At 61.0% G+C, this 26,038-nt stretch carries 24 protein-coding genes; 7 read left to right on the plus strand and 17 right to left on the minus strand.

Annotated elements, in window-relative coordinates:
- The first annotated feature begins 37 nt into the window (after window positions 1-37).
- Genes Q1A44_RS04120 through Q1A44_RS04130 form a run of 3 tightly spaced genes read left to right on the plus strand, consistent with a single transcriptional unit; the run spans window position 38 to window position 2,579 of the window.
- On the plus strand, window positions 38-787 hold the full coding sequence (locus tag Q1A44_RS04120; RefSeq protein ID WP_299620064.1) for a carboxyltransferase domain-containing protein: 750 nt from the start codon (window positions 38-40) through the stop codon (window positions 785-787).
- Window positions 784-1,806 (plus strand): urea amidolyase, encoded by a 1,023-nt coding sequence (locus Q1A44_RS04125; RefSeq protein ID WP_299620067.1) that lies wholly within the window; start codon window positions 784-786, stop codon window positions 1,804-1,806. The genes Q1A44_RS04120 and Q1A44_RS04125 overlap by 4 nt, the downstream gene beginning before the upstream one ends.
- Window positions 1,803-2,579, plus strand: a complete 777-nt coding sequence (locus tag Q1A44_RS04130) for a 5-oxoprolinase subunit PxpA (protein ID WP_299620070.1) — start codon at window positions 1,803-1,805, stop codon at window positions 2,577-2,579. Before Q1A44_RS04125 ends, Q1A44_RS04130 begins: the two co-directional genes overlap by 4 nt.
- Window positions 2,580-2,665: 86 nt before the next feature.
- Here the strand turns inward: Q1A44_RS04130 and Q1A44_RS04135 are convergent, their stop codons facing one another.
- From Q1A44_RS04135 to Q1A44_RS04145, 3 genes are all read right to left on the minus strand, one after another.
- Window positions 2,666-4,639, minus strand: coding sequence for a thiamine pyrophosphate-binding protein (locus tag Q1A44_RS04135; protein WP_299620073.1), 1,974 nt, complete (start codon window positions 4,637-4,639; stop codon window positions 2,666-2,668).
- Window positions 4,636-6,246, minus strand: coding sequence for a glutamate synthase-related protein (locus Q1A44_RS04140; protein ID WP_299620076.1), 1,611 nt, complete (start codon window positions 6,244-6,246; stop codon window positions 4,636-4,638). The genes Q1A44_RS04135 and Q1A44_RS04140 overlap by 4 nt, the downstream gene beginning before the upstream one ends.
- Before the next feature lie 90 nt (window positions 6,247-6,336).
- Window positions 6,337-6,903: a TetR/AcrR family transcriptional regulator gene (locus Q1A44_RS04145; protein ID WP_299620079.1), complete on the minus strand. Its 567-nt coding sequence runs from the start codon at window positions 6,901-6,903 to the stop codon at window positions 6,337-6,339.
- Between the two features lie 134 nt (window positions 6,904-7,037).
- On the opposite strand from Q1A44_RS04145, the gene Q1A44_RS04150 reads away from it, so the two are divergent.
- Both Q1A44_RS04150 and Q1A44_RS04155 read left to right on the plus strand, forming a co-directional pair.
- Window positions 7,038-7,709, plus strand: coding sequence for a cupin domain-containing protein (locus Q1A44_RS04150; RefSeq protein WP_299620082.1), 672 nt, complete (start codon window positions 7,038-7,040; stop codon window positions 7,707-7,709).
- Window positions 7,706-8,767, plus strand: coding sequence for an NAD(P)/FAD-dependent oxidoreductase (locus tag Q1A44_RS04155; protein ID WP_299620085.1), 1,062 nt, complete (start codon window positions 7,706-7,708; stop codon window positions 8,765-8,767). Before Q1A44_RS04150 ends, Q1A44_RS04155 begins: the two co-directional genes overlap by 4 nt.
- A gap of 4 nt (window positions 8,768-8,771) precedes the next feature.
- Here Q1A44_RS04155 and Q1A44_RS04160 read toward each other — a convergent pair whose 3' ends face one another.
- The 8 genes from Q1A44_RS04160 to Q1A44_RS04195 all read right to left on the minus strand — a co-directional run bounded on the left by Q1A44_RS04160 (window position 8,772) and on the right by Q1A44_RS04195 (window position 17,394).
- Window positions 8,772-10,073: a nucleotide sugar dehydrogenase gene (locus tag Q1A44_RS04160; protein ID WP_299620088.1), complete on the minus strand. Its 1,302-nt coding sequence runs from the start codon at window positions 10,071-10,073 to the stop codon at window positions 8,772-8,774.
- Window positions 10,074-10,184: 111 nt separating this feature from the next.
- On the minus strand, window positions 10,185-11,051 hold the full coding sequence (locus Q1A44_RS04165; RefSeq protein ID WP_299620091.1) for a sugar phosphate isomerase/epimerase: 867 nt from the start codon (window positions 11,049-11,051) through the stop codon (window positions 10,185-10,187).
- The gene (locus tag Q1A44_RS04170; RefSeq protein ID WP_299620094.1) at window positions 11,048-11,959 is read right to left on the minus strand and encodes an NAD(P)-dependent oxidoreductase; all 912 of its coding nucleotides are present in this window, start codon (window positions 11,957-11,959) and stop codon (window positions 11,048-11,050) included. The genes Q1A44_RS04165 and Q1A44_RS04170 overlap by 4 nt, the downstream gene beginning before the upstream one ends.
- Window positions 11,960-12,118: 159 nt before the next feature.
- Window positions 12,119-13,129 (minus strand): Gfo/Idh/MocA family oxidoreductase, encoded by a 1,011-nt coding sequence (locus Q1A44_RS04175; protein WP_299620098.1) that lies wholly within the window; start codon window positions 13,127-13,129, stop codon window positions 12,119-12,121.
- Window positions 13,126-14,316, minus strand: coding sequence for a mannonate dehydratase (gene uxuA, locus Q1A44_RS04180; protein ID WP_299620100.1), 1,191 nt, complete (start codon window positions 14,314-14,316; stop codon window positions 13,126-13,128). The genes Q1A44_RS04175 and uxuA overlap by 4 nt, the downstream gene beginning before the upstream one ends.
- On the minus strand, window positions 14,313-15,356 hold the full coding sequence (locus Q1A44_RS04185; protein ID WP_299620103.1) for a Gfo/Idh/MocA family oxidoreductase: 1,044 nt from the start codon (window positions 15,354-15,356) through the stop codon (window positions 14,313-14,315). Before Q1A44_RS04185 ends, uxuA begins: the two co-directional genes overlap by 4 nt.
- Complete coding sequence (locus tag Q1A44_RS04190; protein ID WP_299620106.1) at window positions 15,353-16,360, minus strand: Gfo/Idh/MocA family oxidoreductase; 1,008 nt, start codon at window positions 16,358-16,360, stop codon at window positions 15,353-15,355. Before Q1A44_RS04190 ends, Q1A44_RS04185 begins: the two co-directional genes overlap by 4 nt.
- Window positions 16,357-17,394 (minus strand): Gfo/Idh/MocA family oxidoreductase, encoded by a 1,038-nt coding sequence (locus Q1A44_RS04195; RefSeq protein WP_299620109.1) that lies wholly within the window; start codon window positions 17,392-17,394, stop codon window positions 16,357-16,359. Before Q1A44_RS04195 ends, Q1A44_RS04190 begins: the two co-directional genes overlap by 4 nt.
- 90 nt (window positions 17,395-17,484) lie before the next feature.
- Here Q1A44_RS04195 and uxaC point away from each other — a divergent pair, with 90 nt between their 5' ends.
- Window positions 17,485-18,843, plus strand: coding sequence for a glucuronate isomerase (uxaC, locus tag Q1A44_RS04200; RefSeq protein WP_299620112.1), 1,359 nt, complete (start codon window positions 17,485-17,487; stop codon window positions 18,841-18,843).
- A complete protein-coding gene (locus Q1A44_RS04205) occupies window positions 18,840-20,033 on the plus strand; it encodes a mannitol dehydrogenase family protein (protein WP_299620115.1) in 1,194 nt (397 codons plus the stop codon). Before uxaC ends, Q1A44_RS04205 begins: the two co-directional genes overlap by 4 nt.
- On the opposite strand, the gene Q1A44_RS04210 is transcribed toward Q1A44_RS04205, so the two are convergent.
- The 6 genes from Q1A44_RS04210 to Q1A44_RS04235 are packed head-to-tail and all read right to left on the minus strand — an operon-like array spanning window position 20,030 to window position 26,038.
- Window positions 20,030-20,908, minus strand: coding sequence for a sugar kinase (locus Q1A44_RS04210; protein ID WP_299620118.1), 879 nt, complete (start codon window positions 20,906-20,908; stop codon window positions 20,030-20,032). The genes Q1A44_RS04205 and Q1A44_RS04210 overlap by 4 nt on opposite strands.
- Window positions 20,905-21,798, minus strand: coding sequence for a DMT family transporter (locus tag Q1A44_RS04215; RefSeq protein ID WP_299620121.1), 894 nt, complete (start codon window positions 21,796-21,798; stop codon window positions 20,905-20,907). The genes Q1A44_RS04210 and Q1A44_RS04215 overlap by 4 nt, the downstream gene beginning before the upstream one ends.
- 4 nt (window positions 21,799-21,802) lie before the next feature.
- The gene (locus Q1A44_RS04220; protein ID WP_299620124.1) at window positions 21,803-22,690 is read right to left on the minus strand and encodes an NAD(P)-dependent oxidoreductase; all 888 of its coding nucleotides are present in this window, start codon (window positions 22,688-22,690) and stop codon (window positions 21,803-21,805) included.
- Between the two features lies 1 nt (window position 22,691).
- Window positions 22,692-23,588 (minus strand): phytanoyl-CoA dioxygenase family protein, encoded by an 897-nt coding sequence (locus Q1A44_RS04225; RefSeq protein ID WP_299620127.1) that lies wholly within the window; start codon window positions 23,586-23,588, stop codon window positions 22,692-22,694.
- Window positions 23,588-25,087, minus strand: coding sequence for a UxaA family hydrolase (locus tag Q1A44_RS04230; protein ID WP_299620130.1), 1,500 nt, complete (start codon window positions 25,085-25,087; stop codon window positions 23,588-23,590). The genes Q1A44_RS04225 and Q1A44_RS04230 overlap by 1 nt, the downstream gene beginning before the upstream one ends.
- A 6-nt stretch (window positions 25,088-25,093) precedes the next feature.
- Complete coding sequence (locus tag Q1A44_RS04235) at window positions 25,094-26,038, minus strand: phytanoyl-CoA dioxygenase family protein (protein WP_299620133.1); 945 nt, start codon at window positions 26,036-26,038, stop codon at window positions 25,094-25,096.

The raw sequence follows: 26,038 nt of genomic DNA on the forward strand, positions 1-26,038 counted from the left end.
AGATTGCGCTTGGTTGTAGAAACGCTAGGGTCGCGGCATGTCTGAGCAACAGAAATTCGAGCCCAAAATCCGATCCGTCGGGTTGAATGGCGTCCTTGTGACCTTTGGCGAAAAGGCCACAGATGCCGCCAACCGTGCCGCCATCGCCTTTCGCACCGCCGTCGATACGCAGCACTGGGCAGAGGTTGAGGAAAGCAGCAGCACGCTGGTCTCTGCATTTTTCCGTGTCGATCTGGCAGCGCATCGCTTCGACAAGATCCATGACCGCATGCAAGGCGTTTTGGCAGAGCAGGATTGGGCAAACGCGCGCCTGCCGTCTGGCCGGACACTCTGGACGATCCCGGCGGTATTTGGTTCTGATCGGGCGCCGCAATTGGCCGAAGCGGCAGAGGCGGCAGGGTTGTCGCAAGCCGCAGCATTGCAGGAACTGACGACGGCGCGGCTGCGCGTTCTGACATTGGGATTTGCGCCGGGGCAACCCTATCTGGGCACATTGGGTGAGCATTGGGATATTCCGCGCCAGGTGGGCCTGTCACCGAACGTGCCTGCTGGCGCGTTGGTGGCTGCCGTGCGCCAAATCTGCCTCTTTGCCAAAGACACCCCAACAGGCTGGCGCCATGTTGGCCAATCCGCCTTTCACTGCTTTCGCCCCAAGGGTGGCACGCCTTTTCCACTCTCACCTGGGGATGAAGTACAATTCACCGACATCTCCGCCAAAGAACTGGCGCGCATCGAGGCACATAACGACGAAGGGGCTGGGGCGGCGATCCGCGAGGTGCTGGAATGAGGGCCCTGGTCGTTCATCAGGTCGGACCAGGCGTCGCTGTACAGGATATGGGGCGGCCAGGTTTCCTGGCCAAAGGCTTGACGCGTGGTGGCGCGGCTGACCTTCGCGCGGTGTATGAGGGGGCGGCGCTGTTGCGGCAAAGCGCTGATTTGGCTGTACTAGAAATGGTCGGTACGGGTGGCACATTCGAGGCGAAAGAGCCGCTGCGCATTGCACTGACGGGTGCGGCCATGACGGTGGCTGTTGATGGTGAAACCGTTGCGTGGAACGCAAGCCATATGATGCCAGCCGGTGCCAAACTGGTGATCGGACCCAGCCGTGACGGAACCTACGGTTATCTGCATGTCGGCGGAGGCTTTGACACGGACGCGGTGTTGGGTGCGCGGGCCACGCACCAATCCGTCGGTTTGGGGGACTTGGTCAGCGCCGGAATGATCTTGCCGGTTGGGCCGGACAAAGGCCGGGATGTGGGCATGACGCTGGCGCGCGATCCGCGCTTTAGCGGTGGAGACTTGCGTATCGTTCCGAGCATGCAGACCGAGGATTTTGAGCCCACAATACGCGACCGTTTTGAAGAGACAGCCTTTCGCCGCGATCCCCGTGCAAACCGTCAGGGTGTAAGGCTTGATAGCGATGGCGATGGTTTTTCGAACCCCAAACAGCTCAGCATCGTGAGCGAGGTCATCGTGCCTGGCGATATCCAGATCACTGGTGACGGCACGCCTTTTGTTTTGATGGCAGAGTGTCAGACGACCGGAGGCTATCCACGCATTGGCACCGTCTTGCCCTGCGACCTGCCTCGGGTGGCACAGGCCCCAGCGGGCGCGCCTCTGCGCTTTACCTTTGTCAGTCTGGCAGAGGGGGCCGCCATTCAAGCGCGCGCCGATGCTGATCTGCGCAGGATGGGGCAATCGGTGACGCCCTTGGTCCGCGATCCGCATGACATCAAGGATTTGCTGAGCTATCAACTGGTTGGCGGTGTTGTCTCCGCCACAGACACCCCCCTGGACGAAGGATGAAACCAATGCAGGTCGACCTGAACGCAGATATGGGCGAAAGCTTTGGCCCCTGGAAAATGGGCGATGATGCGGCTCTGTTGGAGACGGTCACCTCGGCCAATATCGCCTGTGGCGCACATGCGGGGGACCCCGACGTCATGGCCAAGACCATGGGCATTGCACTGGCGCAAGGCGTTGGCATCGGATCGCATCCCGGCTTTAACGACATCCAGGGGTTTGGTCGCCGCCGTATCACCATGCCTTTGGAATCGCTGCAAAACTCGATCCGCGTGCAGGTCGGGGCGACGCTTGGTATGGCCAATGCGCTGGGCGCGACGGTGCGGCATGTGAAACTGCATGGGGCGCTGGGCAACATGACGTCCGAGGACGAAGACATGGCCCGAGGGTGTTATGAGGCGGCCCTGTCTGCGCATCCGGATGCGATCCTGATGGTGTTGGCCGCAACCGCTCAGGAACGCGCGGCGCGCAGCCTTGGTGCCCGCTTTGCTTGCGAAATTTTCGCGGACCGTGCGTATAATGATGATGCGACTTTGGTGGATCGCCGCACGCCGGGTGCCGTGATCCATGACGCCGAACTGGCGGGCCAGCGGATGGTCGACATGGTGCAGGCCCAGGCTATCATCACCGAGAGCGGCAAGCGGATCGACACGCCCATCGACAGCATTTGCTGTCATGGCGACACGCCCGAAGCGGTGGAGATTGCCGCGTCTGTCCGGCGCACATTGGAGGCGGCAGGCATCACTGTCCAAACCTTCCAGGGGCGGACAGGCTAGGGCGGAAGACAGCTCTGCCCTCTCGGGTTAGTCCAGTCGTCGTTCTGCAAATATTCCGTTGTGGCGGGTATTCAGCCGCGGCGCGGTCAAACCAATTCGGCGTCGGTCATGATCTCGACCAAGGCCGGGCCATCCACATCCAGCGCCTTTTGCAACGCTGCCTCGATCTGATCCGAGTTCACGACCTTTTCGCCATGCGCCCCGCAAATCTTGGCAAAGGCGGCAAAGGACGGGTTGTGCAGGGTCGTCTCCCACACGGGCCATTCGCCGGAACGCTGCTCCTTGGAAATCTTGCCAAGCTCTCCGTTGTGCAAGAGCACATGGGTGATATCCATCCCGTACTTTACAGCCGTCGTCAGTTCCATCGGGTATTGCCCAAAGCCGCCATCACCCGAGATCGAGATGATCTTGCGCCCCTTCAGCCACTCGAAATCCTGGCAGGCGGCCCAGGCGCCCATGGCCGCCGGAAACCCAAAGCCGATCGAGCCGAGATAGCCCGACATCAGAACCCGCTGGCCCTTGGTCTCGAAATACCGTCCGAAGGAATAGGTGTTGTTTCCGACATCCACGGCAATCACCGCGTCCGCCGGGGCGACACGGCTGAGTGCGTCAAAGATGGCAAAGGCGTGGATGCCCTTGCTTGTCTCTTCTGACATACGGGTCCGTTTTTCGCTGCGCCAGATGTCCCAGCGTTCGGCCAGTTCGGCCACCTGATCGGGCGCATCCGAGGGCCGGGACAGGTGCGGTCCGACTGCCGCGCAAAACGCGCCAATCTCGCCCCAGATGGGGAGGGCCACCGGATGGAATTTGCCCAGTTGCATCCGCTCAAAATCGACCTGAATGATGGGTTTCGATGGCGTGATCCCCGTGTGGTTCGAAAACGACGTGCCCAGCGAGATGATCAGATCGGCCTCGTTCATGAACCACGAAGCAATCGGCGTGCCCGACCGGCCCAATACACCTGCCGCATTCGGATGATCATCCGCGATCAACCCCTTGCCTTTGAACGTGGTCAGCACCGGCGCACCCATGTCTTCGGCCAGTTTGGCGATCGTGTCTGCGTGATCCCACGCCCCGTGCCCGATGACAAAAATCGGGCGCTTGGCGGCGCTCATCATCTTGGCGGCCTCAGACACATCCGCGTCAGACGGCTTCACGACTGCGCCGCCCATACGCCCGTCGGGCGTGCTGGCTGGTGCATCAGACGGGTTGGTCTGCATATCATCGGGGAAGATCAAGTGCGACACATCCCGTTCCACCAGCGCGTTCTTCATCGCCAGCGATACGAGTTCCGAGTGCTTCGATGTGCTCAGCACCGTCTGGCTGAACCTGCTGACCGCTGCAAAGGCCGAGGCAAGATCAATGTCCTGAAATGCGCCCGGGCCAAAGACCTGCGTTTGCACCTGACCGGTCAACGCCAGAACCGGCGCGCGGTCTACCTTGGCGTCCCACAGACCTGTCAGCAGGTTGGTGGCGCCTGGCCCCGCGATGGTCAGGCATGCGGCCGGCTTACCAGTTAGCTTGCCATAGGCTGAGGCGGCAAAGGCGGCCGCCCCCTCGTGGCGGATGCCTACATATTTCATCTCGCCTGCCTCAACACGCATGCGTATGGCGTCGGCCAGTCCAAGGTTCGAATGGCCCACCATGCCAAAGACATGGCGGATACCCCAGTTGACCATGCTTTCAGCCATTTGATCGCTGACGGTTCGGGTGTGGGGCGGCTCCGGCTCGAGCCCCACAAAAATCTCGTCACCCTCGATCTTGACCGGGTAAATGTCCTGTCCGCTGTCCTCATGCCCCCCGGGCGGCTTGCCCGTCAACGGGTCAAAATCCCACCCGTGCCAGGGGCAGCGGATCCAGCATTTGTCATCCTCGCCCCGCTCGATCGACCCCTCGCCAAGAGGCCCGCGTTGATGCGGGCAATGGTTGTTCATCGCGGCCCACTGCCCATCGAAATGCGACAAACAGATCGACGTGGTGCGAGCCGTGACCGACTTGACCCGTCCCTCGGGCAGGTCGCCGGTATGGCCCACGCTGATCCAGTCCAGTTGATCGGTCATGCGACACCTCCAAATGTTACGCCCGAGATTTCCGACATATCTTTTTTCCAGGTCGTCAGGTCATCGTGGTTGAATTTCGACAGATGGTCGTGGCCGCAAGCGCGCGCCATGACCTGCATCAGCTCGGTGCTGGCCTCAAAGAAGTTGGCCAGTTGGCGGGCCGATTTCTCAATGACCAGACGGCTGACCAGATGTGGTTTCTGGCTGGCGATACCCACCGGACAGTTGTTGGTGTGACAGGCTCGCATCGCGATGCAGCCAATGGCCTGCATGGCCGAGTTCGACAGGGCGATGGCATCCGCCCCCAGCGCCAGTGCCTTGATAAAGTCCGCCGGTTTACGCAGGCCGCCAGTGATCACAAGGCTCACATCAGGCCGGTTCAAGCGGTCCAGATGCGCCCGCGCCCGCGCCAGCGCAGGGATCGTCGGGACGGAGATATTATCGCGGAAGATGATCGGCGCGGCACCTGTGCCGCCGCCACGCCCGTCGAGAATGATGTAATCCACGCCGACGGCCAGGGCCGCGTCGATGTCCTTTTCGATATGTTGTGCACTTAGCTTGTAACCGATGGGAATACCGCCGGTGCGATCACGAACTTCGTCGGCGAAATCCTTGATCTGGGCGGGGTCCGTCCAGTCGGGAAAGCGGGCGGGCGAAATGGCGTCTTGCCCTTCGTCCAAGCCCCGCACTTCGGCAATTTTGCCGTGCACCTTGTTGCCGGGCAGGTGGCCACCGGTGCCGGTCTTGGCCCCCTGACCGCCTTTGAAGTGAAAGGCTTGCACCTTGTCCAGTTTGTCCCAGGAAAACCCAAACCGGGCCGAGGCAAGCTCGTAGAAATAGCGGGAATTGGCCTCTTGCTCTTCGGGCAGCATGCCGCCCTCTCCCGAACAAATGCCGGTGCCCGCAATCTCGGCTCCTCGGGCCAAGGCAATCTTGGCAGGTTCGGACAGCGCACCATAGGACATGTCAGACACAATCAGTGGGATATCGAGGCGCAAGGGTTTTTGCGCATTGGGGCCGATGACAACTTCGGTCCCAACCGGGTCATCGTCCAGCAGCGGGGCCTTGTGCAATTGCGCCGTGATCAACTGAATGTCGTCCCAATCCGGCAGCGTATGGCGTGGCACGCCCATCGCATCGACCACGCCGTGATGACCGGTCTTGCTCAGCCCGTCTTTTGCATAGCCTGCGATCAACCCGGCATAGGGTTCTTCCGCGGTGCCATGGGAGGTGTCCGCATAAAGGCCCAGATAGCTGTCGCGATTGAAAGGTTGCGGATTGGCATAGCCCCACTCGTTGATTTCATCCGCGTCGACACAGATATCGTCGCCATCAATCCAGGATTTGAACTTGGGCAGCGCCTCGTCATTGGCATATTCCGATACGCCGCTGTCGAGGCGATAGTCCCAATCATGCAATCCGCAAATCAGGTTGTCGCCACGCACAAACCCGTCGGACATCAGCGCACCGCGGTGCAGGCATCGCCCGTAAAAAACGGACACCTCATCGTCGAACCGCACAACAACAAGGTCCACTTCGCCCACCAGTGCATAGGCTGGCGCGCGGTCGGCGAGCGTCGAGAGCTGCGCCACAATTTCTTTCTGCATTCAAACGTCCCAAAGTCAGTGTTTTCGCCACTTTGGCACAAGGGGATGCGCGACGCACATCACAATTCTCGCGCTGGGCTGGACACCCACTCAGAGGGCACGATTGCGCAATGTATCAATGGCCGCTTCAAAGCGGGCAGGGTCAGCGGCGGAACGCGCCATGATTTGCGCCCCTTCCACCTGTGCCAGAGCCGCCTGCGCCTCGGCTCTTGGGTCCGTGACAGCGCGCACCGTGCCGTCGGACTGTGCCAGACGAAAAACGGTTTCCAGCCATGCGGCAACATCCCGGTGAAACTGCGCCAGGAGGTTCCGCGTCTCTGCGGGCAAGGCTTGTTGCGTGACGCTAAGTGCCACGCACAGGCAGAGCGACCGCCCCGCTTCGGCTGCGATACGATAAAGGTCGAGGAACGCCAGCAAACGCGCAGAGGCGGAAGTCGTGTTGGCGTTAATGGCTGCGAGCCGGTCCAGAAACACAACCCGATAGCGGTCAATCAGGGCCAAGGACAAATCTCCTTTGGTCGCGAAATGGTAGTGGATGGACGCCTTGCGAATGCCGATCCCATCAGCCAGATCTGCAAAACTGACACCGTCAAATCCGCGCCGTCGAACAAGGTCTTCGGCACTGTTCAGGAGGGTCGCTCGGGTATCTTGCCTCATTATACCTTCCAGTCGGGTGTTTATCATTTGTTGTTATAAATAAAGTTCATGCGTATAAATTCAATAACAGGATTGCGATTCAATGCTATTTACCTATCTAATGGTAGGCAACGCAAAAGGAAGGGTCAGCACCAATGCAGCTCAACGCCGATTTCACCCAAAAAGTTCGTGTGGTGGATCAAGACAATCCTTGGCGCGCTTCCCCTAGCGCAGGGGTGGAACGCAAAATGCTCGACCGGATCGGTGAAGAGGTGGCACGCGCCACAACCATCGTGCGGTTCGCGCCAAACAGCGCCTTTGCCCCGCACACCCACGATGGCGGCGAAGAATACATAGTGCTCGAAGGTGTGTTTCAGGACGAGGCCGGCGACTTTCCCGTCGGCACATATGTGCGCAATCCGCCGACCTCTCGACACACGCCCAAGTCTGAGCCAGGGGCCACGATCTTTGTCAAACTGTGGCAGTTCGCTCCCGAAGATCGCACCCACGTGCGTATCGACATGAACTCACTTGTTCTCAAGGCCGATCCGGCGCGTTCTGGGGTCGCAACGGGCCTCCTGTTTCGGGATGCGACAGAGACCGTATTGACGGAACGGTGGGAGCGTGACGTCACGCATACGCTCAGCGTCGAGGGTGGCGCGGAAATACTGGTGCTTGAGGGCACGATCACCGAGGCGGAACAAGTCCTTGGGCCGCGCGATTGGTTGCGCATGCCGCCGGGTACCAGAACATCGCTCACCGCTGGACCAAACGGTGCAAGGATTTGGGTGAAAACCGGTCACTTGGCGCAAATGATCACAGCGTGAGCACAGCCAGGATCAATGTCATCGGCGCGGGTCTCGCGGGCCTGACAGCTGCGCGCCGCCTTGTTGCCCTCGGCACAGATGTAACCGTGCTCGAGGCGCGCGACCGCATCGGAGGGCGGGCGCTCGTCCTGCCAGCGGGGCAAGGCGCCGTCGATCTGGGCCCCGCGTGGATTTGGCCCGCGGTACAGCCGCAGGTGATGGCTCTCATCAGCGATCTGGGTCTCGAAACGCTGCCGCAATCCGAGGAGGGTGCATTTGTCTATGAGGCAGCAGAGGGTATTCAACGAGGCCTATTTCCGGCGCGCTATGGCGACGCGGCTCGCGTGCGGGGCGGAATTTGCGCGCTGGCTCAGGCCATCGCGGCAGAACTGCCTCCGGGCACGGTACGACTGGGCCAGGCCGTGCATACAGCCGACATCACGGATACGGTAACGGTCACCACACAAACTGGCGACACCTGGACGTCACAGGCGATGATCTGCGCCGCGCCGCCGCCCGTCGCCGCCACTTGGAACGTTACGCCGCCATGGCCCCTCGCATTGACGCAAGCCATGACGCGCTGGCCGACCTGGATGGCGGCCCATGCCAAAGTGGTGGCCGTTTACGACAGTGCCTTTTGGCGCGACGCGGGGTTCTCGGGCAGCGCCGTCAGCCAACTCGGGCCGCTGGTCGAGGTTGCCGACCAAAGCGACCCCGAAAAGGGCCAATACGCCCTTTTCGGTTTTGTGGGATGGCCCGCTGATCAACGCAAAGACACAAGTGCCTTGCGCGAGGCTGCGCTTGCGCAACTAATCCGGCTCTTTGGCCCACAAGCCGCAAATGTCAAAGCGCTGAGGATCATGGATTGGGCGCAAGAGCCATTTACGGCGACCCTTGCCGACCAAGTTCCGCCTGCGGGGCATCCCCCGTACGGCGCACCTGAACTGTCTCAAACAGTCCATGCTCGTGTTCTTTTTGCCGGGGCGGAGGTCGCGCAATCCCATGGTGGTCTGATCGAGGGGGCGATCCAATCGGGGATGATTGCCGCAGACAAGGCCGTGCAGCTGGCAAACACCTAGGCCATCAGAGACGCAAATCGCTTTCGCTCTGATCAAACACCGCCTTCATGTCGAAAAATACGCCGTTGGGCGCAAGATAGGCACGCAACCCATTGGCCCCCAGCGCCACCAGACGATCATGAGACACCGCCAGAACAACGGCATCGTAATCGCCAGCAGGTGCGGGCATATCCACCGTCATTTCAACGCCATAGACGTCTCGCACTTCGCCATGATCCGCCCACGGGTCAAACATATCCACGCTCAAACCATAGCTTTGCAGGTCGTCCAGCATGTCGAGCACTTTGGTGTTGCGGGTGTCGGCGCAGTTCTCCTTGAACGTCAGGCCCAAGAGCAGCACGCGCCCCCCTTTCACCCGCGCCTCTTTCTGGATCATCTTCTTGATCAAAAGGGTCACCGCGTGACGGGCCATCCCATCATTGATCTCGCGGGCCATACGTATGATGTCGGGGATATGGCCTGCGGCGATGGATTTGTGCACCAGATAATAGGGGTCAACACCGATACAGTGGCCGCCCACCAGACCGGGCGACAAGCGGTTGAAGTTCCACTTGGTGGCCGCGGCGTCCAGCACTGCGTTTGTGTCGATATCCAGATGGGAAAAGATGATAGACAACTCGTTGATCAGGGCGATGGACACGTCTCGTTGGGTGTTCTCAATCACCTTTGATGCTTCGGCCACGCGGATTGACGGGGCCAGATGGGTGCCGGCCGTGATGATCGTGCCATAAAGCGCGTCGATTAGCTGGGCCGCCTCTGGGGTCGATCCGGACGTGACTTTGACGATCTTGGGCAGGGGGCGCGTCTTGTCGCCCGGATTGATCCGCTCGGGGCTGTAGCCCGCGTAGAAATCCGTGTTCAGGATCAGGCCAGAGCCTGCGGCGACCAAAGGCAGGCAATCCTCCTCGGTGGCACCCGGATAAACCGTGCTTTCAAAAACGACGATATCGCCGCGTTTGAGGACTGACCCGATCATCCGCGACGCGGACAACAGCGGCTCCAGATTGGGTTGGCGGTGTTGGTCAATCGGCGTCGGCACCGCCACGATATAGACGTTGCAGTCGGCAATATCGGCCAGGTCCGTTGTGTACCGCACGTGTTGAGCGGCGGCTAATGCGGCATCCTCGACCTCGCCCGTGCTGTCACGTCCCGCCTGCAACTCGGCAACACGACCCGCGTTTAGGTCAAAGCCCACAGTGTCACGTTTCTTGCCAAACTCGACCGTCAGCGGCAGCCCGACATAGCCCAGGCCAATCACGGCAACGCGCAGGTCTTCCAAAGCAGGCAAAAGGGCGGGCGTGGTCATGGGCTTGGTCCTTAAAGGTGGATGCCAACGTGCCTAACCAGCCGGGCGATCAAGCGCAATATGAGGGTGGGTGCCCGCGATTGCACCCCGTGAGCACAGTCTCGTGTTGGTTCAGGGCCCAAAGATGGTTTTGAATCGGTCAATGCACGCGCGAAATCCGGCCTCAAAATTACCGTTGCCGGGGTGATAAACGCTCTCGAGTGACACCACGGCGTTATAGCCATCCGTGCGCAAGGCGTCCGCGATTGGCTGAAACAGCGGCCCCAATTGCCCCTCGCCCATCTCGCGTACCTCCAGCGTGGCGCGCGGCGTATCGACCTTCACATCCTTGATGTGGACATGCCCCAGATAGCCGCCTTGTACGGCTTCATAACCGTCAGGGTACGCCAATTCGTGACACCAGCAATTGTTGGCAGGATCCCACAGAACCTTCAGGGCATCCCTGGCGTCGAGGTCATCAATCAACCGCCGGGCCGTCGCGTTGGAATTGACCATCGTGCCATTGCCCGTCTCAACCACCAAAGTGATGCCCTCAGTCCGGGCCAATTCGACTGCGGGTGCGATCAGGGGCAGGATGCTGTCCCAGGCCCCATGGGCCACATTCCACTTTTCCGCCCCGCCCGCGCCCCAAAGGATCTGCTCCTTCTTCGGGGTCATGATGCGCACCAAAGGGCTGCCTACCACATGGGCCATGTCAATGACGCGCCTCAGCGCGTCCATATGCCGTTGATGCAAGGCATCACCCGGGCGGTTGGCAACAGTCATCCCGGCAAAGACATGGCGGCTGAGGCAACTGACGGGCTTGCCCCGATCCCGCAGGAGGGCGTCAATCTCTCGCACCTCCTGCGCGCTGTGATCGCCCACCTCGGTGTCGCCCACAAATTGCAACTCGGCATAGTCGAGGCCAAAGTCATCCATCACATCAACGGCATGGCGCAGATCGCGGCTGATCCCATCACAGATCACACCCAATTTCATCGCGTCACCTTGGCCGCGTCGCGGTGCAGTTCTGCGCCTACGATCTCTTCGATCACGCGGGTCGCGACCCAATTGTCACCCTCCGGATGGCGGGTACGGCCTGCATGAAAAATCTGCATCGCTGCGGCGGCAGTGTGTAGGGGCACGCCCAATTCCTCGCCCAAAGCCATCGAAATGGTGAGATCCTTGTGCATTGTGTTGATGTGACTGCCGGTGCCCTCAAACTGGCGATCAATGATCTTTTCCAGCGCGTTATTGGTGATGCCAGATCCGGCGGACGAGGTTGAAAACACGTCCAGAATGACTTGACCCGGCACCCCCGCCTTGGCGGCCAGGGCTGCCGCCTCAAACGTGGCGGAAAAGATTGAACCGATGAGTGATTGCAGACAGGCCTTCACAACCTGCCCATCGCCAGGTGCGGTGCCCACATGGTGGATCGAGGACGACACCGCCTCCATCACCGGTTTTGCGTCGCCCAGCACGTTATCGGAGGCGGCCGCCATCAACGTCAGCGTTCCGCCCTGTGCGCCGGGGTAGCCCCCCGACACCGGGCTGTCGATCAGATGCAGGCCAGAACCGCGCAATCCGTCCCCTATTGTCCGCGCTTCGGCCGGTTTGATGGTCGAGGTCAGCAGAATGGTCCCCCCGGGGGCCATCGTTTCTGCTAGGCCACCCTCACCCAGGATCACCTCATGCGCTTCGGTCCCTTTCATCACCATAACAAAGACGTATTGCGCATTCCGGCCCACCTCGGCCGTGCTCGCGGCCATTTGGCCACCCATCTCGCCAAAGGCCCGGTGACGGTCTGCGATCAGGTCACGGCCCCAGGTTTCAAACCCATTTGCAATCAGGTTCCTGGCAATCCCGCTGCCCATGTCCCCCAATCCTACAACACCAACTGACGTCATCAGCTGCTCCTCTCTCGTGTTACGGTCATTGACGGGGTTTCACACCATACGCGGGCGCCCGGCAGGTCCAAAAGACACCCCCTGCCGTATCGCGGCGCACCCCGACGGATGACGCAGCAAAAGGCTAGCACAGGTTTAAAATGGGGCGAGAGGGAAAAATCAGGTGTCGATTGCGACGGCCTGCCCGGTTTGGGCGGCTTGCTTGATGGCCTCGACCACCTGCACCGCGCGCAGCCCGTCCTGACCGGTCACGATAGGCTGTGCATCGCCCCTTATCACATCCGCAAAGTGGGCGATCTGCGCTTCCAGCGGATCGACCTGATCCAAAGGCACGCGGGTGGTCGACATCGGGGCCCACCAATCCGGACCATCCTCCTGATGCCACAGCGTCAGGTTCGGCAAGGCCAGCGATCCGTTGCGGCCCCCGATCACATAGCTGCTTTGATCGGTTGCCGGATAGGCCGGGTTTTCGCCGGCGGTCAGCTCCCAACTCCACGGGCCCAATGACACGTCGCTCAGGTTCACGGTTCCCAGCGCACCGCTTGCAAAGCGCAGGATGGCCACGCTGACCTCTTCGGCTTCCGCGCCCCGGATGGCATTACTTTCAAAGGCCTGTACTTCGGTAATCGGTCCGCACAGATGCATCAAAACATCCACGTCGTGAATGAGGTTGATAAAGAGCGGCCCGGCCCCCGCGCCCTGCCGCCAGGCATTGGCATAATAGCGATCCGGCTTGGGCAGCCAACAGTGGCCATGAACGGCTGTGATGGGCCCGAGCGAACCGCTGTCAATGATCTCTTTGGCCTTGGCAATCAACGGGTTGTGGCGGCGGTGATGCCCAACGAGCAACGGGACCCCAACGCGGTCGGCCGCGCTCACCATCTCGGCCCCCTCGGCGGCTGTCCCTGCCAATGGCTTTTCGACCAACACGGGGCAATGTGCCTTGACCAACGCAACAGCCATGGGCCTGTGCAACGCGTTTGGCACGGCGAGGATTACGCCATCAGAACAGGCTGCCAACGCCTCGATATCGGCCACCATGGGTAGGTCGCTTGGCGCTGTAACGGCGGGGTCCAGTACGCCAGACAACTGAACGCCCGGCACGCGGCCAATCGCCTTTATGTGGCGCTTGCCGATCAACCCGGCTCCTGCAACACCGATGCGCATCATGCCCGCGCCTCAACGGCGGCCATGATACCGCGCAGCTCGGCCAACCCGCGCATCCGCCCGATCAGGGGATAGCCTGGCAAGCTCTCGCGGTCGCGATCGCCCAGCAACTCTTGACCATGATCGGGGCGCATCGGGATGGCATGATCGGCGCGACCTTCTGCGCGCCGGCGGGCCTCTTCGTCCATCAAGGCGGCGATCGTGGCAACCATATCTGTGTCTCCCTCCAAATGCGGGGCCTCCAGGAATCCGGGGCGGGCCGGATCGGGCGACGGCAGCCGCTTGGTATTTCGCAAGTGGGCAAAATGAATGCGCGGGCCAAAGCTGCGGACGAAACCAGGCGCGTCGAAACTGGCATCCACGCCCAGCGATCCGGTACACAGGGTCGCTCCATTCGCGACTGTATCTACCGCGTCAAGAACGTGGCCGTAATCATCGGCCGATGACATCACGCGCGGCAGGCCCAATAGGGAAAAGGGCGGGTCGTCCGGGTGGCAACACAGACGCATATCCAGCCGTTCGGCAACCGGAGTCACCTCGCTCAGGAAGTCGATCAGATTCTGACGCAGGCGCGCTGCGTTGATGCCGTCATAGGTCTTCAAGCGCGCACGCACATCATCCAATGTCCATCCGTCATTGGCACCGGGCAGGCCCGCAATGACGGTCCGGGTCAGACGATCCCGTGCCGTATCATTCATGTCCGCAAAAGCCATTGCTGCTGCGTCTTGAAGCGCCGCCGCATAGTCGTCGACCGCGCCCGGGCGTTGCAGGATATGCAGATCAAAGGCTGCGAAATCGGTCAAATCAAAGCGCATCGCCGTGCCCCCATGAGGCTGAGGTGCATGGGTTTGCGTTCGTGTCCAATCGAGGATCGGCATGAAGTTATAGCATATCGTCGAAACCCCGTGTCGCGCCAACGCCTCCATGCTTGCCACGTAGTGGCGCAAATGGTCGGCCATCTCAGGGCCTTGGGTCTTGATGGCCTCCGAAACGGGCAAGCTTTCGACAACCTCCCAGCTCAACCCAGCCGCCTCGATCATCGCCTTGCGCTCAGAGATGTCCGCGTCGGTCCAAGGCAAACCGGGTGCGTGCTGATGCAGCGCCGTGACGACGCCAGTTGCACCCACTTGCGGCAGGTCCGACAAATGTGTCGGGTCATCAGGGCCAAACCAGCGCCAGCATTCGATCATGGTTGCCATCCTTGCCCAAGCGGGCTGTTTGCAGACAGCGGCAGGACGACGCGCGCGCCGCTGCGATGCGACTGATAGATGGCTGTGACCAGCGCTATGGATGCCGCGCCATCGTCCAAACCCACCGCCCGGTTGGGTTGGTCTGTCAGGGCCCTTGCAACCTCATCCAGAAACCCGGCGAAACCAGACAATCGGGGCACAGTACCCGCAACCACTGCATCCACGGCCTTCTGTTTTTCGGGGTCGCGCGCTGTGAATGTCCATTTCCCCTCCGCCGGAGCATACGGGAGCGTACCCGACGTCGCCGTCAGGTCTTCATAGACAAAACGCAGTCGCGTTTCATCCCGTGCCGCACCCAGCGTGACCGAACTCGTCGCCAATCCACCGCCCTCAAGGTCAAAGATCAGTGCCGCACTGTCATCGGTTTCAATCGGGTTGATCAGGGTCCCGAGCCGGGCGGTCACGGCGCAGATTGGCGCCATGAAGTGCGACAGCAGATCGTGGCTGTGGATCGCATGGCCCAGAATTGCACCGCCTTGCTCACCTGCCCATGTTCCACGCCACGGCACTGCATAATACTCTGCGCCACGATTCCAGTGCGTCTCAAGCGCCGCCATACGCGGCGCACCGCATAGCCCTGCTTCGCGCAACGCCTGCAATTGGGAAGAGCCAGTCCCGAACCGGTACTGAAACACGGGAAAAACATGCCGGTCGGCGGCATCCATTGCGCCACGGATCGCATCAATCTGGGCCAGCGATGTGGCCAAAGGTTTCTCGCATATGACGTGTTTGCCTGCCTTGAGGGCAGCAATGGTCACGGGGGCATGCAGGTGCGGCGGCAGGCAAATATCGATGAGGTCCACATCCGCGTTCAATGCGGCCTCAAGGTCCGTCTCGCCGCGGATGCCATCCACCGCTAGCGCGGCCAGCCGGGCAGGATCCTGATCAACCAACATGCTGACTTCGAATCCGGGCAGTGCCCGATAAGCGTCCAGATGCTGCGCCCCGATCCCGCCGCCCAAAACCGCCACCCGGATCATGTGGACCGCCCCTCTGCCATGGCCTGCGCCCGCAGGGCCAGTTCCATCACCTCAAAGCAATGGCTTTGCCGCATCGCCGTCTCTGTCCGGTGCGCAATATCGTGGGCCAATCGGTCGAAATAGGGCAGGCCCGCATCCCGCGCGTCAATGGTTTCACAGCGCGATCCGTTCACCAACACCAGATGATCCGTACCCGCGCGCCCGCCCACATCGACATATTTGCGCAGCTCTATATAGCCGTCCGTCCCCAACAAGGTCAGTCGCCCATCGCCCCAATTGGGCAGCGCTTCCGGCGTATACCAGTCCACCCGAATGTACCCCGACGCCGTGTCAGAGCGCAGCGCGATCTCGCCAAAATCCTGCAAGCCGGGATCGCTTGGATTGGCATGATTGGCCACATGAGCCATGGTAATCTGTGCTGTCTTTGACCCGGTGAAGTGCAAAAACTGGTCAATTTGGTGCACTCCGATATCGGCCAATACGCCACCGTACCTGTCGCGTTCGAAGAACCAGTCCGGGCGGGTTGCACGGTTCAACCGATGCGGCCCAAGGCCGGTTGTGTGAATAACGCGACCAATGGCCCCGTCCGCGATCAGGTCGTCAGCGAGCGTCACACAAGGCACCTCAAACCGCTCAGAAAAATTGATGGACCAGATGCGCCCTGTTTCCGCCACCGCGGCCCGGATGGCCGTCAGTTGTGCAAGGTCAGTACACCCCGGCTTGTCCGTCATAATATCATGCCCGGCGTGCATCGCGCGGATCGCCAGTGCGGCCCGATCTGCGGGAATGGCCGAGACCAGCGCAAGGTTTGCCCCCGCCGCCAAAGCAGCGTCCAGGGTTTCAAACCGGTGCAGATCAGGGAACCTTTTCACATACCCTTCAAGGGGCTGCGGGCTTCCTTCGGTCCAATATCCAAGGCAGCAAGCACCGATCCGCACCATGTTTTCAGTCATCCCATAGATATGCCGGTGATCCAGACCAAGGGCTACAAAGGCGATGCTCATGATCCGACCTCCGCTTTGGTTCCAGTGCGGGCGGCGCGTTCCATCGCGCCTATGACGGCGTGGACATGGAGTGCCTCGTGCCCGGTAGCCAAGGGAGCAGTGCCCGCTCTCACAGCCTGTGCAAAACCTTCGATCACGGCCTGATGCCAAGCGTGAGTAAAGGCCATGGGATCCGCGCCACCGCCAGTCGCGGCACCTTTGCCATCCGTATGCGTACTGACGCGCCCATCCATCCAGGCAATCGTCAGGTCATCACCGGCCAGGGTCACTTGCGCGCGCGTCGTCGTGATGCTGATGCTCTCGGCGCCGCCGGGATAGGCCACCGTCGACGCGCTCAACACCCCCGACGCTCCGCAGGCAAATTCCAAAAGGCCGACGGCGATATCCTCGGCCTCCATCCGGTGCAACGGGCTGGTGCGCATCAGCGCTTGCACCTGCACCACCGACCCAACCAGCCAAAGCCCCAGATCAAGGGTATGGATCGCCTGATTGATCATCACCCCACCGCCGTCTCGGGCAAAAGTTCCGCGACCGGGCACGTCATAGTAACTCTGGTCACGCCACCACGGCACGCGCATTTCGACATGCACAACCTCGCCAAGCGCCCCTGAATCCAGTTGCGCCTTCAGCGCCTGTGCCGCTGCTCGAGTGCGATGTTGAAAGCACAGTGCCATTGGAACGCCCGCCGTTTCAAAGCAGGTCAGAACCGCGCGCGCGCCGTCCATCGTCCGCTCCAGCGGTTTCTCGAACAGGGTTGGAATACCGGCGGTGGCCAAACTTCGGGCGTAGTCGAGCCGGGCATTGGGTGGGGTCAGAACGAGGGCCAGATCAGGGCGCGCCACCAAGGCATCATCCAACGACACATGTGCTGCGACGTCATAACCCAACATGAGGCCAGCCTCATCACAAAACGCTTCAGTCCGCGCCGCATCCCGTCCCAAAACGGCGCCAAGGCGCAGGCTGGACGTGTTGTCGCGCAAGGCCATCACGTGGGTCTGGGCCACCATCCCCATCCCGATCATCAGCACGTTCATCACTGTCCTCCCAAGCGCCAGCTTGGCGGTATTTTACAGATGCGCCAAGGGGCATTCGTGCTAGGTTGGCGGCAAATCACGGGGGCAGATATGGTCAGGCAATTATCAGGGGTTGCGGCGACGCTTTACGAGGCAGTCAAGGATGCACCCATCGTGTCACCACACGGTCATTGCGACCCGGCATGGTTCGCGCATAATGCTGCTTTCTCCGACCCGGCAGAGCTGTTGGTGATCCCAGATCACTATGTATTTCGGATGCTCTATTCCCAAGGGATCAGCTTGCGCGATCTGGGCATTGGCGTGCCGACGGCAGAGCGTGACGCGCGCCGCATCTTCCAGATTTTTGCGGATCACTGGCACTTGTTTCTGGGCACGCCCAGTCACGGTTGGATGACCTATGTTCTTGAAAACACGATTGGGTGCGACATCCCGCTTGGGCCTGATACGGCCCCCGCCATCTATGATCATATCGACGATTGGCTCAAAGACCCCGCGCATTGCCCCCGCGCACTCTTTGATCGGTTTAACATTGACGTTCTGGCGACCACGGATGGCGCGCTTGATCCGTTGAATGACCATGAAACCATCCGTCAATCCGGCTGGCAGGGCAGGGTCGTGCCCACTTTCCGGCCCGATGCCGTCCTTGATCCCAACAGCCCCGACTGGGGCGATGCGGTTGCGCAAATGGGCCGGATCACCGGGCAGGATGTGCAGGGTTTCGCGGGCTATCTTGAGGCGCTGCGCATCCGGCGTGCCGCTTTCAAGGCAATGGGGGCCACCGCTACGGATCACGCCATCGAAGTACCAAATACCTGCTGGCTCGACGCGCCCGCCGCAGTTTACGACCAACTCGTTGCCGGGGATATGACACACGCGGATGCCTTTCATGGCCATATGCTGATCGAGATGGCTCAAATGTCGATCGAGGACGGGCTGGTCATGCAGCTTCATGCAGGCAGCAGGCGGAACACGAACCATGCCGTTTTGGATGGGTTTGGCCGCGACAAAGGGGCCGACATTCCCATCGCCGTCGACTGGGTCAGGGGGCTTGAACCGTTGTTGAACCGGGTGGGTAACAACCCTGCGCTAACCCTCATCCTCTTTACTTTGGACGAGACCACTTACGCCCGCGAACTGGCCCCAATGGCCGGGCATTGGCCGTGCCTGCGCATTGGGCCTCCCTGGTGGTTCCATGACAGTGCTGCGGGCATTGCGCGCTATTTTGATCAGGTCGTCGAGACGGCGGGGTATTGGAATCTGGCGGGTTTCAACGATGACACGCGTGCCTTTTTGTCAATTCCTGCGCGGCACGATCTGTGGCGGCGCGCCGTTGGCCTTCATTTGGCAGAGCAGGTGGGGCGCGGGTATTTCTCGGTCACCACGGCCGAAGAATTGGCGCACCTGCTCGCCACCGATCTGGCTCGTACAACATATCGGTTGGGCGCATGACCCAGCGCATCTTGCACCTCGGTGTCGGCAACTTCTTTCGCGCCCATCACGCTTGGTACACGCAATCGTGCCCGGGCTGGCGGATCACTGGTGTCAGTTTCCGATCGCCTGACATACGAGACCGTCTGTCTGCGCGCGGCTATAACTACGCTCTGGTGATCAAGGACGCCGCAGGCACGCAAATCAACCGGATCACGTGCATGGACCGGATGCTTGTCGTGGCCGAGAACCCGGGCGCTCTCCTGGCCGAGATTGCGGATGCGGCCATCTCGGTTATCACGCTCACCGTGACCGAGAAAGGATATCGCTTGGGGCCAGACGGCACGTTGGACATGTCCGACCGGGCGATCCAAGATGACTTGCGCGGTGGTGCGGTCACGCCCGTAGGCGCTTTGGCCCGCGGCCTAGCGATGCGCAGAACGCCCGTGACGGTTCTGTCCTGCGATAACTTGCCGGATAACGGGCGCAAGCTGGGACAGGCGGTCGCTGCATTTGCCGATGCCGCGAGCCTCACCATTCCGCCCGACGTGGCGTTTCCTTCTTGCATGGTTGACCGGATCACGCCCGCCACGACAGACGACATCCGGGCCGAAGCCCAAGACCCGATGGCCGTCCCCACCGAGGCTTTCACCGAATGGGTGATCGAAGATGAATTTGCAGGCCCCCGCCCCAACTGGCCCGGCGTGCAATGGGTACAGAACGTGGCCCCGCACGAGATGCGCAAGCTGCGGATGCTGAACGGGGCGCATTCCTATCTGGCCTATGCAGGCACGTTGCGGGGCCATGAATTTGTGCACGAGGCGATTGCTGATCCCGTCCTGCGGGCGGGTGCGCGCGGGATCATGGCAGAGGCGGCGACGACCCTGCCCGAACAAGTCCAGACGCAGGCCGCCGACTATGCCGACGCCCTCATCACCCGGTTCGAGAACCCCAACCTGAATCACCGCCTGCGCCAGATTGCCATGGACGGGAGCCAAAAGCTCCCCATCCGCATCCTTGCCACAATGGCGGACCGCAAGGGCCAGGCCAGCCCGGCGCTGAACGCTGCCGTTGATGCCTGGTTGCACTTTGTCCAGGCAGAGGTTGCGGCCGGCAGGCAACTTGATGATCCGATGGTCGATGCGCTGGCCAGCGCGTGCGCAACAGATGATCCAGAAACAGCCCTGCGCGTGCTCATCGGCGCAAACTAGGCAGGCAGGATCGCGCCCTTGTGCCCGATCACTCGGGCCGCCAGGTCATGGCCTGCACGCAAAGCGGTCGCCTGATCCTGACCGGTCAACACTGCGCCCAGATAGGCGCCGTTGAAACTATCCCCCGCCGCGGTCGTATCCACCACACGGGTTGCGGCAGCGTATTGGCCAGACGTACCCGTCTGCAAACACAGCGGGCCAACCGGCCCCCGCTTCAACGCGCCAGTCCTGCCTATCGCGCCGAAGCGTTGGGCCACCTCTTCGCCAGTTTCACCCGTCATCGCCTGTTCATCATCAATCGAGGGCAGGGCAATATCGCTGAGCGCCCACAGCTGAGCATTCACGGCACGGGCGGTGGCGGCATCCTCCCATAACCGGGGGCGATAATTGCTGTCATAAACCACGCGCCCGCCGCCGCCCCGGAACTCTGCCAGCCACTCAATCAAGGCCAGCCGCGTCGCGTGAGGCAGAATGGCCAGCGAAATGCCCGACAGATACAAAACGTCATATCCGGCAAGTCCCGAAAAATCAGGCGCATCATCACCCATAAATACTGACCGCGCCGCCGCCGCATCGCGCCAATAGGTGAATGACCGCTCGCCTTCGGCATCCGTGGTGATGGCGTAAAGGCCAGGCGTGCCATCCGGATCACGCTCAATCGCGGCGGTCCCGACACCTTGGGCGGCAATGAAGTCTGCGATCTTGTTGGAAAACGGCTCAACCCCCAAACGGGTCACATAATCGACGTGCAGATCGGGCGCGCAGCGTTTCAAGTAAATGGCGGTGTTCAACGTGTCCCCGGCAACGCCGACAGAAGCGCTGTCGCCGTCTATGGACAATTCGATCATCGCCTCGCCTATGGCGGCAACTTTCATGGTGTTTCCTTCCTGGCGGTGCGCCGCCAAATGATCAAACCCGACACCACGATGATACTTGCCCCAATCAGGGTCCAGCCATCCGGCACGTCGTTGAAAACGATATAGCTGGCCACCGCGAGGTAGAGCAAAAAGCTATACGTGTAAGGCATAAGTGTGTTGGCCGGAGCATAGGAATGCGCCCGCGAGAATACCTCGTGACCGGCCCAACCCCAGACGCCAAGCGCAATCATCAGCGACCACTCCAGCCCGTTCGCGGGTGGGATCCAGACCCAAAAGGCAAAGGGAAACAACGTGATCGCCCCAAAGGCCCCCATGTAAAACTGCATCGTCTCCGCAGCCACCACGCCCGAGATTTTGCGCGTGATGATCGAATAGAGCGCCAGCGAAAACGCGTTGTAGACGTTGAGCAAGGCAATCCAATGAAAGTCCGCGTCAAAGGGCCGGATGACCACCAAAACCCCCATGAACCCCAAGATAATCGCAAACCACCGCCACGGCCCCACCCGCTCACCCAGCAGAGGCCAGGACAAGGCGCAGACGATGATAGGCGTCGAGAACATGATCGACCCGGTGACCGTCAGAGACAGATAATTCAAGGTGATAAAGTTGAACAGCGTGGCCGAGGCCAGCAAAAAGGCCCGAAACAGGACCAGCCCCATATGCGCCGATTGAAAGCTGTTCCAGCCGTCGCCCTTGCGCAAAAGCAGCACGGTCGAGATGATGAAATGCGGCAGATACCGCATAAACGCCAATTGAAACGCCGGCAGCCCCGCCAGAACCAGCCACTTGACCGACGTATCGACCAGCGAAAAGAACGCATAAGCGGCCAATGTCATCGCAATCCCAAGCGAGGCGCGATCTTGCGTGGCTTGGGCTGCGATGGCCAATGTCTTACCCTTTGAACTTGTCGGCGTAGAAGTCGACCATTTGCGAGACCATGTCGTCACCCCGGCCCGCGTCGCGGGCTTCGGTCAGGGCCGCCAGCGCGCATTTTGACATGATCGACGTGATGCCCGCGTCTGATGCCATTTGCGAATAATAACCCACGTCTTTGGCCGCATTCTTGATGGCAAAGGCCAATTGGTTCGGATCGCCGTCCACGCCATAGCCCTTGACGAAATCCATCATTCCCGATTTCAGCGGTCCGGCCGCCATAACGTCGTAAAGGTCCTTGCGGTCCACGCCCGCCACGTCGGCCATGGCAAAGGCTTCGGCCATCGCATTGGCCACTGTCATCCCGAAAAAGTTATTGATCAGCTTGATGGTGTGGCCCGACCCAAGCGCGCCCAGATGGAACACGTTTTCGCCCAGATCATCCAGGACGGGCCGTACGGTAGCGAACGCACCTTCATCGCCCGAACACATGATGTTCAGCAAGCCGTCTACCGCATGGGCGGGTGTCCGTCCCAAAGGCGCATCGAGATAACGGCCACCTGCCGTCGCAACCGCATCACCCAAAGCGCGGGTGGAACCGGGCAGCGATGTGCCAAAATCAACGACAATCGCGCCGGGTTTCAGCCCGGCGATCACGCCCTCATCCCCATGCATCCGTGCCTCAACATTCGCGGACGTATCCATGCACAGCATCACGATGTCCGACGCTTCGGCCACGGCCTTGGCCGATGTCACCTCGGTCGCACCGCGCGCGACGGCCTGATCCACATAGGTCCGGGTGCGATTTGCAATCACGGTCAGGTCATAGCCCTGATCCTGCAAGCGGCCGACCATGGCACCGCCCATTAGCCCCAGGCCAATAAATCCGATTGTTGGTTTACTCATGTTATGTCTCCTTCAAGGGAATGGTGTCAAAGGCGCGCTTTTTCAGGCCCTTCTGAATTTCGTAGATCGAGATCGGTACATCCGGTTGCGGTTGCGGGATGCGAATGGGAATGTCCTTAAGGCGGGGCGTCAGGGTCGGCTCACCGCACAACATCCGCGAGTTGTAATCTGCGATCCCGTCCCATTTCGTCATGCTACCCATGATGGGAAAGGCATCTGCCGCCATCATCTCATAGAACAGGATGCGCCGCGCACGGTCGCTGGTGTTAAGGGCAGAGCCATGCACGATCCGCCCATGGTGAATGCTGATCGAACCCGCAGGGCCAGTCAGTTGCACTGCATCAGCGGGGTCGAGCCCATTTTCTTCGGGCAACAGTGCGCCGGCAAAGACACCATCGACATGGTGGTCAAACACCGGCCCTTTGTGACTGCCGGGATAAACCATCAGCGGTCCGTTTTCCGGGGCCATATCGTCGATGCAAATCCCGATGGCCAGAATGTCGTCATTGGTATGCGGGTAAAACGCATAGTCCTGATGCCACTCGACGGCGGCCCCGTACCCGGCTGATTTCATGTTCAGCTTGGTGGTGTGCAGGCGCAGGTTTGGCCCAATCAGATCGCGGGCCGGGGCCAGAACATGGTCCGAATACATCAATTCGCGCATCACATCCGAAATCATGTGCGGCAGCTTGATCCGGCGCAGGCGTGGGTCTTCGGCGCTATGGCTGTCCTCCAGATCCAGGCGGTCGTTGCTGGCGGTCATGGTCGCGGCCTCGCCCTCGAACCGCGCGATCTCGTCCCGGATTTTGGTCAACCAATCGGCCGGAACCTGGTTTTCGATCAGCAGATATCCGTGTTCGTCGAAATGCGCCTTTTGCGCCGGACTAAGGGTTTCCATCACATGACCGCACCGATCTGCCAGGGCACGAATTCGTAATCTCCAAGGCCCTGCGCTTCCGACTTGCTCATCTCGCCCGAGGCCACGCGCAAAAACAGTTCGTAAATCTCGCGCCCCTTTTCCTCCAGCGTGACGCCGTCAGTCATCATGGCGCCTGCATTCACGTCCATGTCTTCGGTCATGCGATTGTACATTTCGGTATTCGTCGCGACCTTGATCGTTGGGCTGGGCTTTGAGCCAAATGCCGAGCCGCGCCCGGTGGTAAAGCACACCAGATTGCACCCGCCCGCGATCTGGCCCGTGACCGACGCCGGGTCATAGCCGGGGCTGTCCATAAAGGTGAAGCCACGCGCTCGCACAATCTCTGCGTATTTGTAGACACCCGTCAGGGGCGTCGTCCCCCCCTTGGCCGCAGCGCCGAGGGATTTCTCAAGGATCGTTGTCAGCCCCCCGGCCTTGTTGCCGGGGCTCGGATTATTGTCCATCGACCCCTTGTTGCGGGCGGTATAGTCCTCCCACCAGCGGATGAGATCAATGAGACGCTCGCCCGTGGCTTGATCCTTGGCGCGGGCGGTCAAAAGGTGTTCGGCACCATAAATCTCGGGTGTTTCGGCCAGTACACCGGTGCCGCCTTGGGCCACCAGAAGATCCGTTGCGTAACCCAAGGCCGGGTTCGCCGTGATCCCTGACCATGCATCCGAACCGCCGCATTGCAGGGCCACTTTCAACTCGGACGCGGGGCAGGGTTCGCGGGTGCATTCATTGGCCAGCGGCAGCATCGCCGCCACCTTCTCGATACCCTTTTCCACCGTCCGGCGCAGGCCCGCGACAGACTGGATGTTCATTGTTTGGAAAAGCGGCCCCTGCTTGAGCCCCCAGGCGTCCAGCAACCAGTCAATCTGGTTCATCTCACAGCCCAGACCCACCATCAAAACACCCGCATGATTGGGATGCCGGGCATAGCCCCACATGACGCGTTGCAGCGCCTCGAACCCGTCGCCGCTGTCAGCCATGCCGCAGCCGGTGCCGTGAACAAATGCGACAACGCCGTCGACATTGGGATAGTCGGAGAGGACGTCGGGGGTGAAATGCGCGGCAATCATTCGCGCGGCGGTGGCAGAGCAGTTCACCGAAGTGACGATGGCGATGTAATTGCGCGTACCAACCGACCCGTTTTCGCGGCGGTAGCCCATGAAGGTGTCGGTTGTCCCCGCGGGGACAGGGCGCAGGTTCGTGGCGAATTCATAGGCCGCATCAGTGGCGCGGAACTCTACGTTGTGCGTGTGGACGTGGTCGCCTGCTAGAATTGGTGTTGCGGCATAGCCGATCACTTGCGCGTATTTACGCACCACGTCGCCCACTGCCATGTCGCAGGCAGCGATCTTGTGGCCCGAGGGGATCAGGGCGCGGGTTTTGAAACCTTCAATCGGCACACCCGCTTGCAAGGCGCGGGTGGCGGTCACGACAGTGTCGGTTGGGTCAAGACGCAGAAAATCCATGAGGCCTCAGGCGCAAAAGGGGGCGTCGGACGCCCAGCGGTGGATTGGGATGTGCGGCGTAGTCGATAACCGCGCGCGTGCAACGTACCACGCATCGCGCCAGCCCCGCCAATCGCGTAGCTCGGTTTCCGGCGCGGCACGGCTGCGGGCGACAAAGCTGGGGAAATGATCGCGACCCGTGGGCTGGCCCGTTACGTTATAGCGTAGATCAAAAGACCAGCGGAACCCGTCAGAGACGTTCGGCAAAGACGCGTGCGGCACCAACGGATGAAAGAGCACAACGCCGCCCGCCTTGACGGGCAGTGGCACGGCGCGCGCAGTATCCAGATGCGCAGGCGCAATCGCCGTCTGCACTTGGGGGCAATGAGGCAAGAGGCCGTCGTCGATCCCCGGCACCACTTGCAAGCAGCCGTTTTCAACCGTTGCATCGGTGATCGCGACCCAGGCGGTGATCATGTCGGTCTGGTCGGCGTCGGCGTGGCCTACGCCGCGATCCTGATGCCAGTCGGTGCGGGTGATATGGGCGCGCACCTCATCCGCGGCCAGTCGGGTGCTGGGCGGTTTGATGCGCACATGCTGAATCGGGTTCGAGGTGATCTCTGGCCCGATCAAGACCTCGATCAGGTCCAAAAGCCGCTCATGCACCACCAGATCAAAGATAGCCGGGCCGAAATGCATCGGGCAATCGGGGGCAATCGCGTCGCCGGGCAGGCTGATGTCCATCGGTTGGAACCAGTCGCACCCGGCGGCATAAGACGCGCCGAGCTTGGCCCAAAAATCCATGCCGGTACCATCGGACACACGCCCCTCGGCCTGCCAATCGGCATAGAGGTCGTCCATCAGCCCCGCATACTCTGCCCGGACGCCGTCCAGAACGGCGCTGGGCAGAACATCGTCAACAACCAGATAGCCCTGCGTTCGGAACTCCGAAACCTGGTCTGCGGTCAGCAT

It is taken from the genome of uncultured Tateyamaria sp. (genome assembly GCF_947503705.1).
Taxonomy (GTDB): Bacteria; Pseudomonadota; Alphaproteobacteria; order Rhodobacterales; family Rhodobacteraceae; genus Tateyamaria.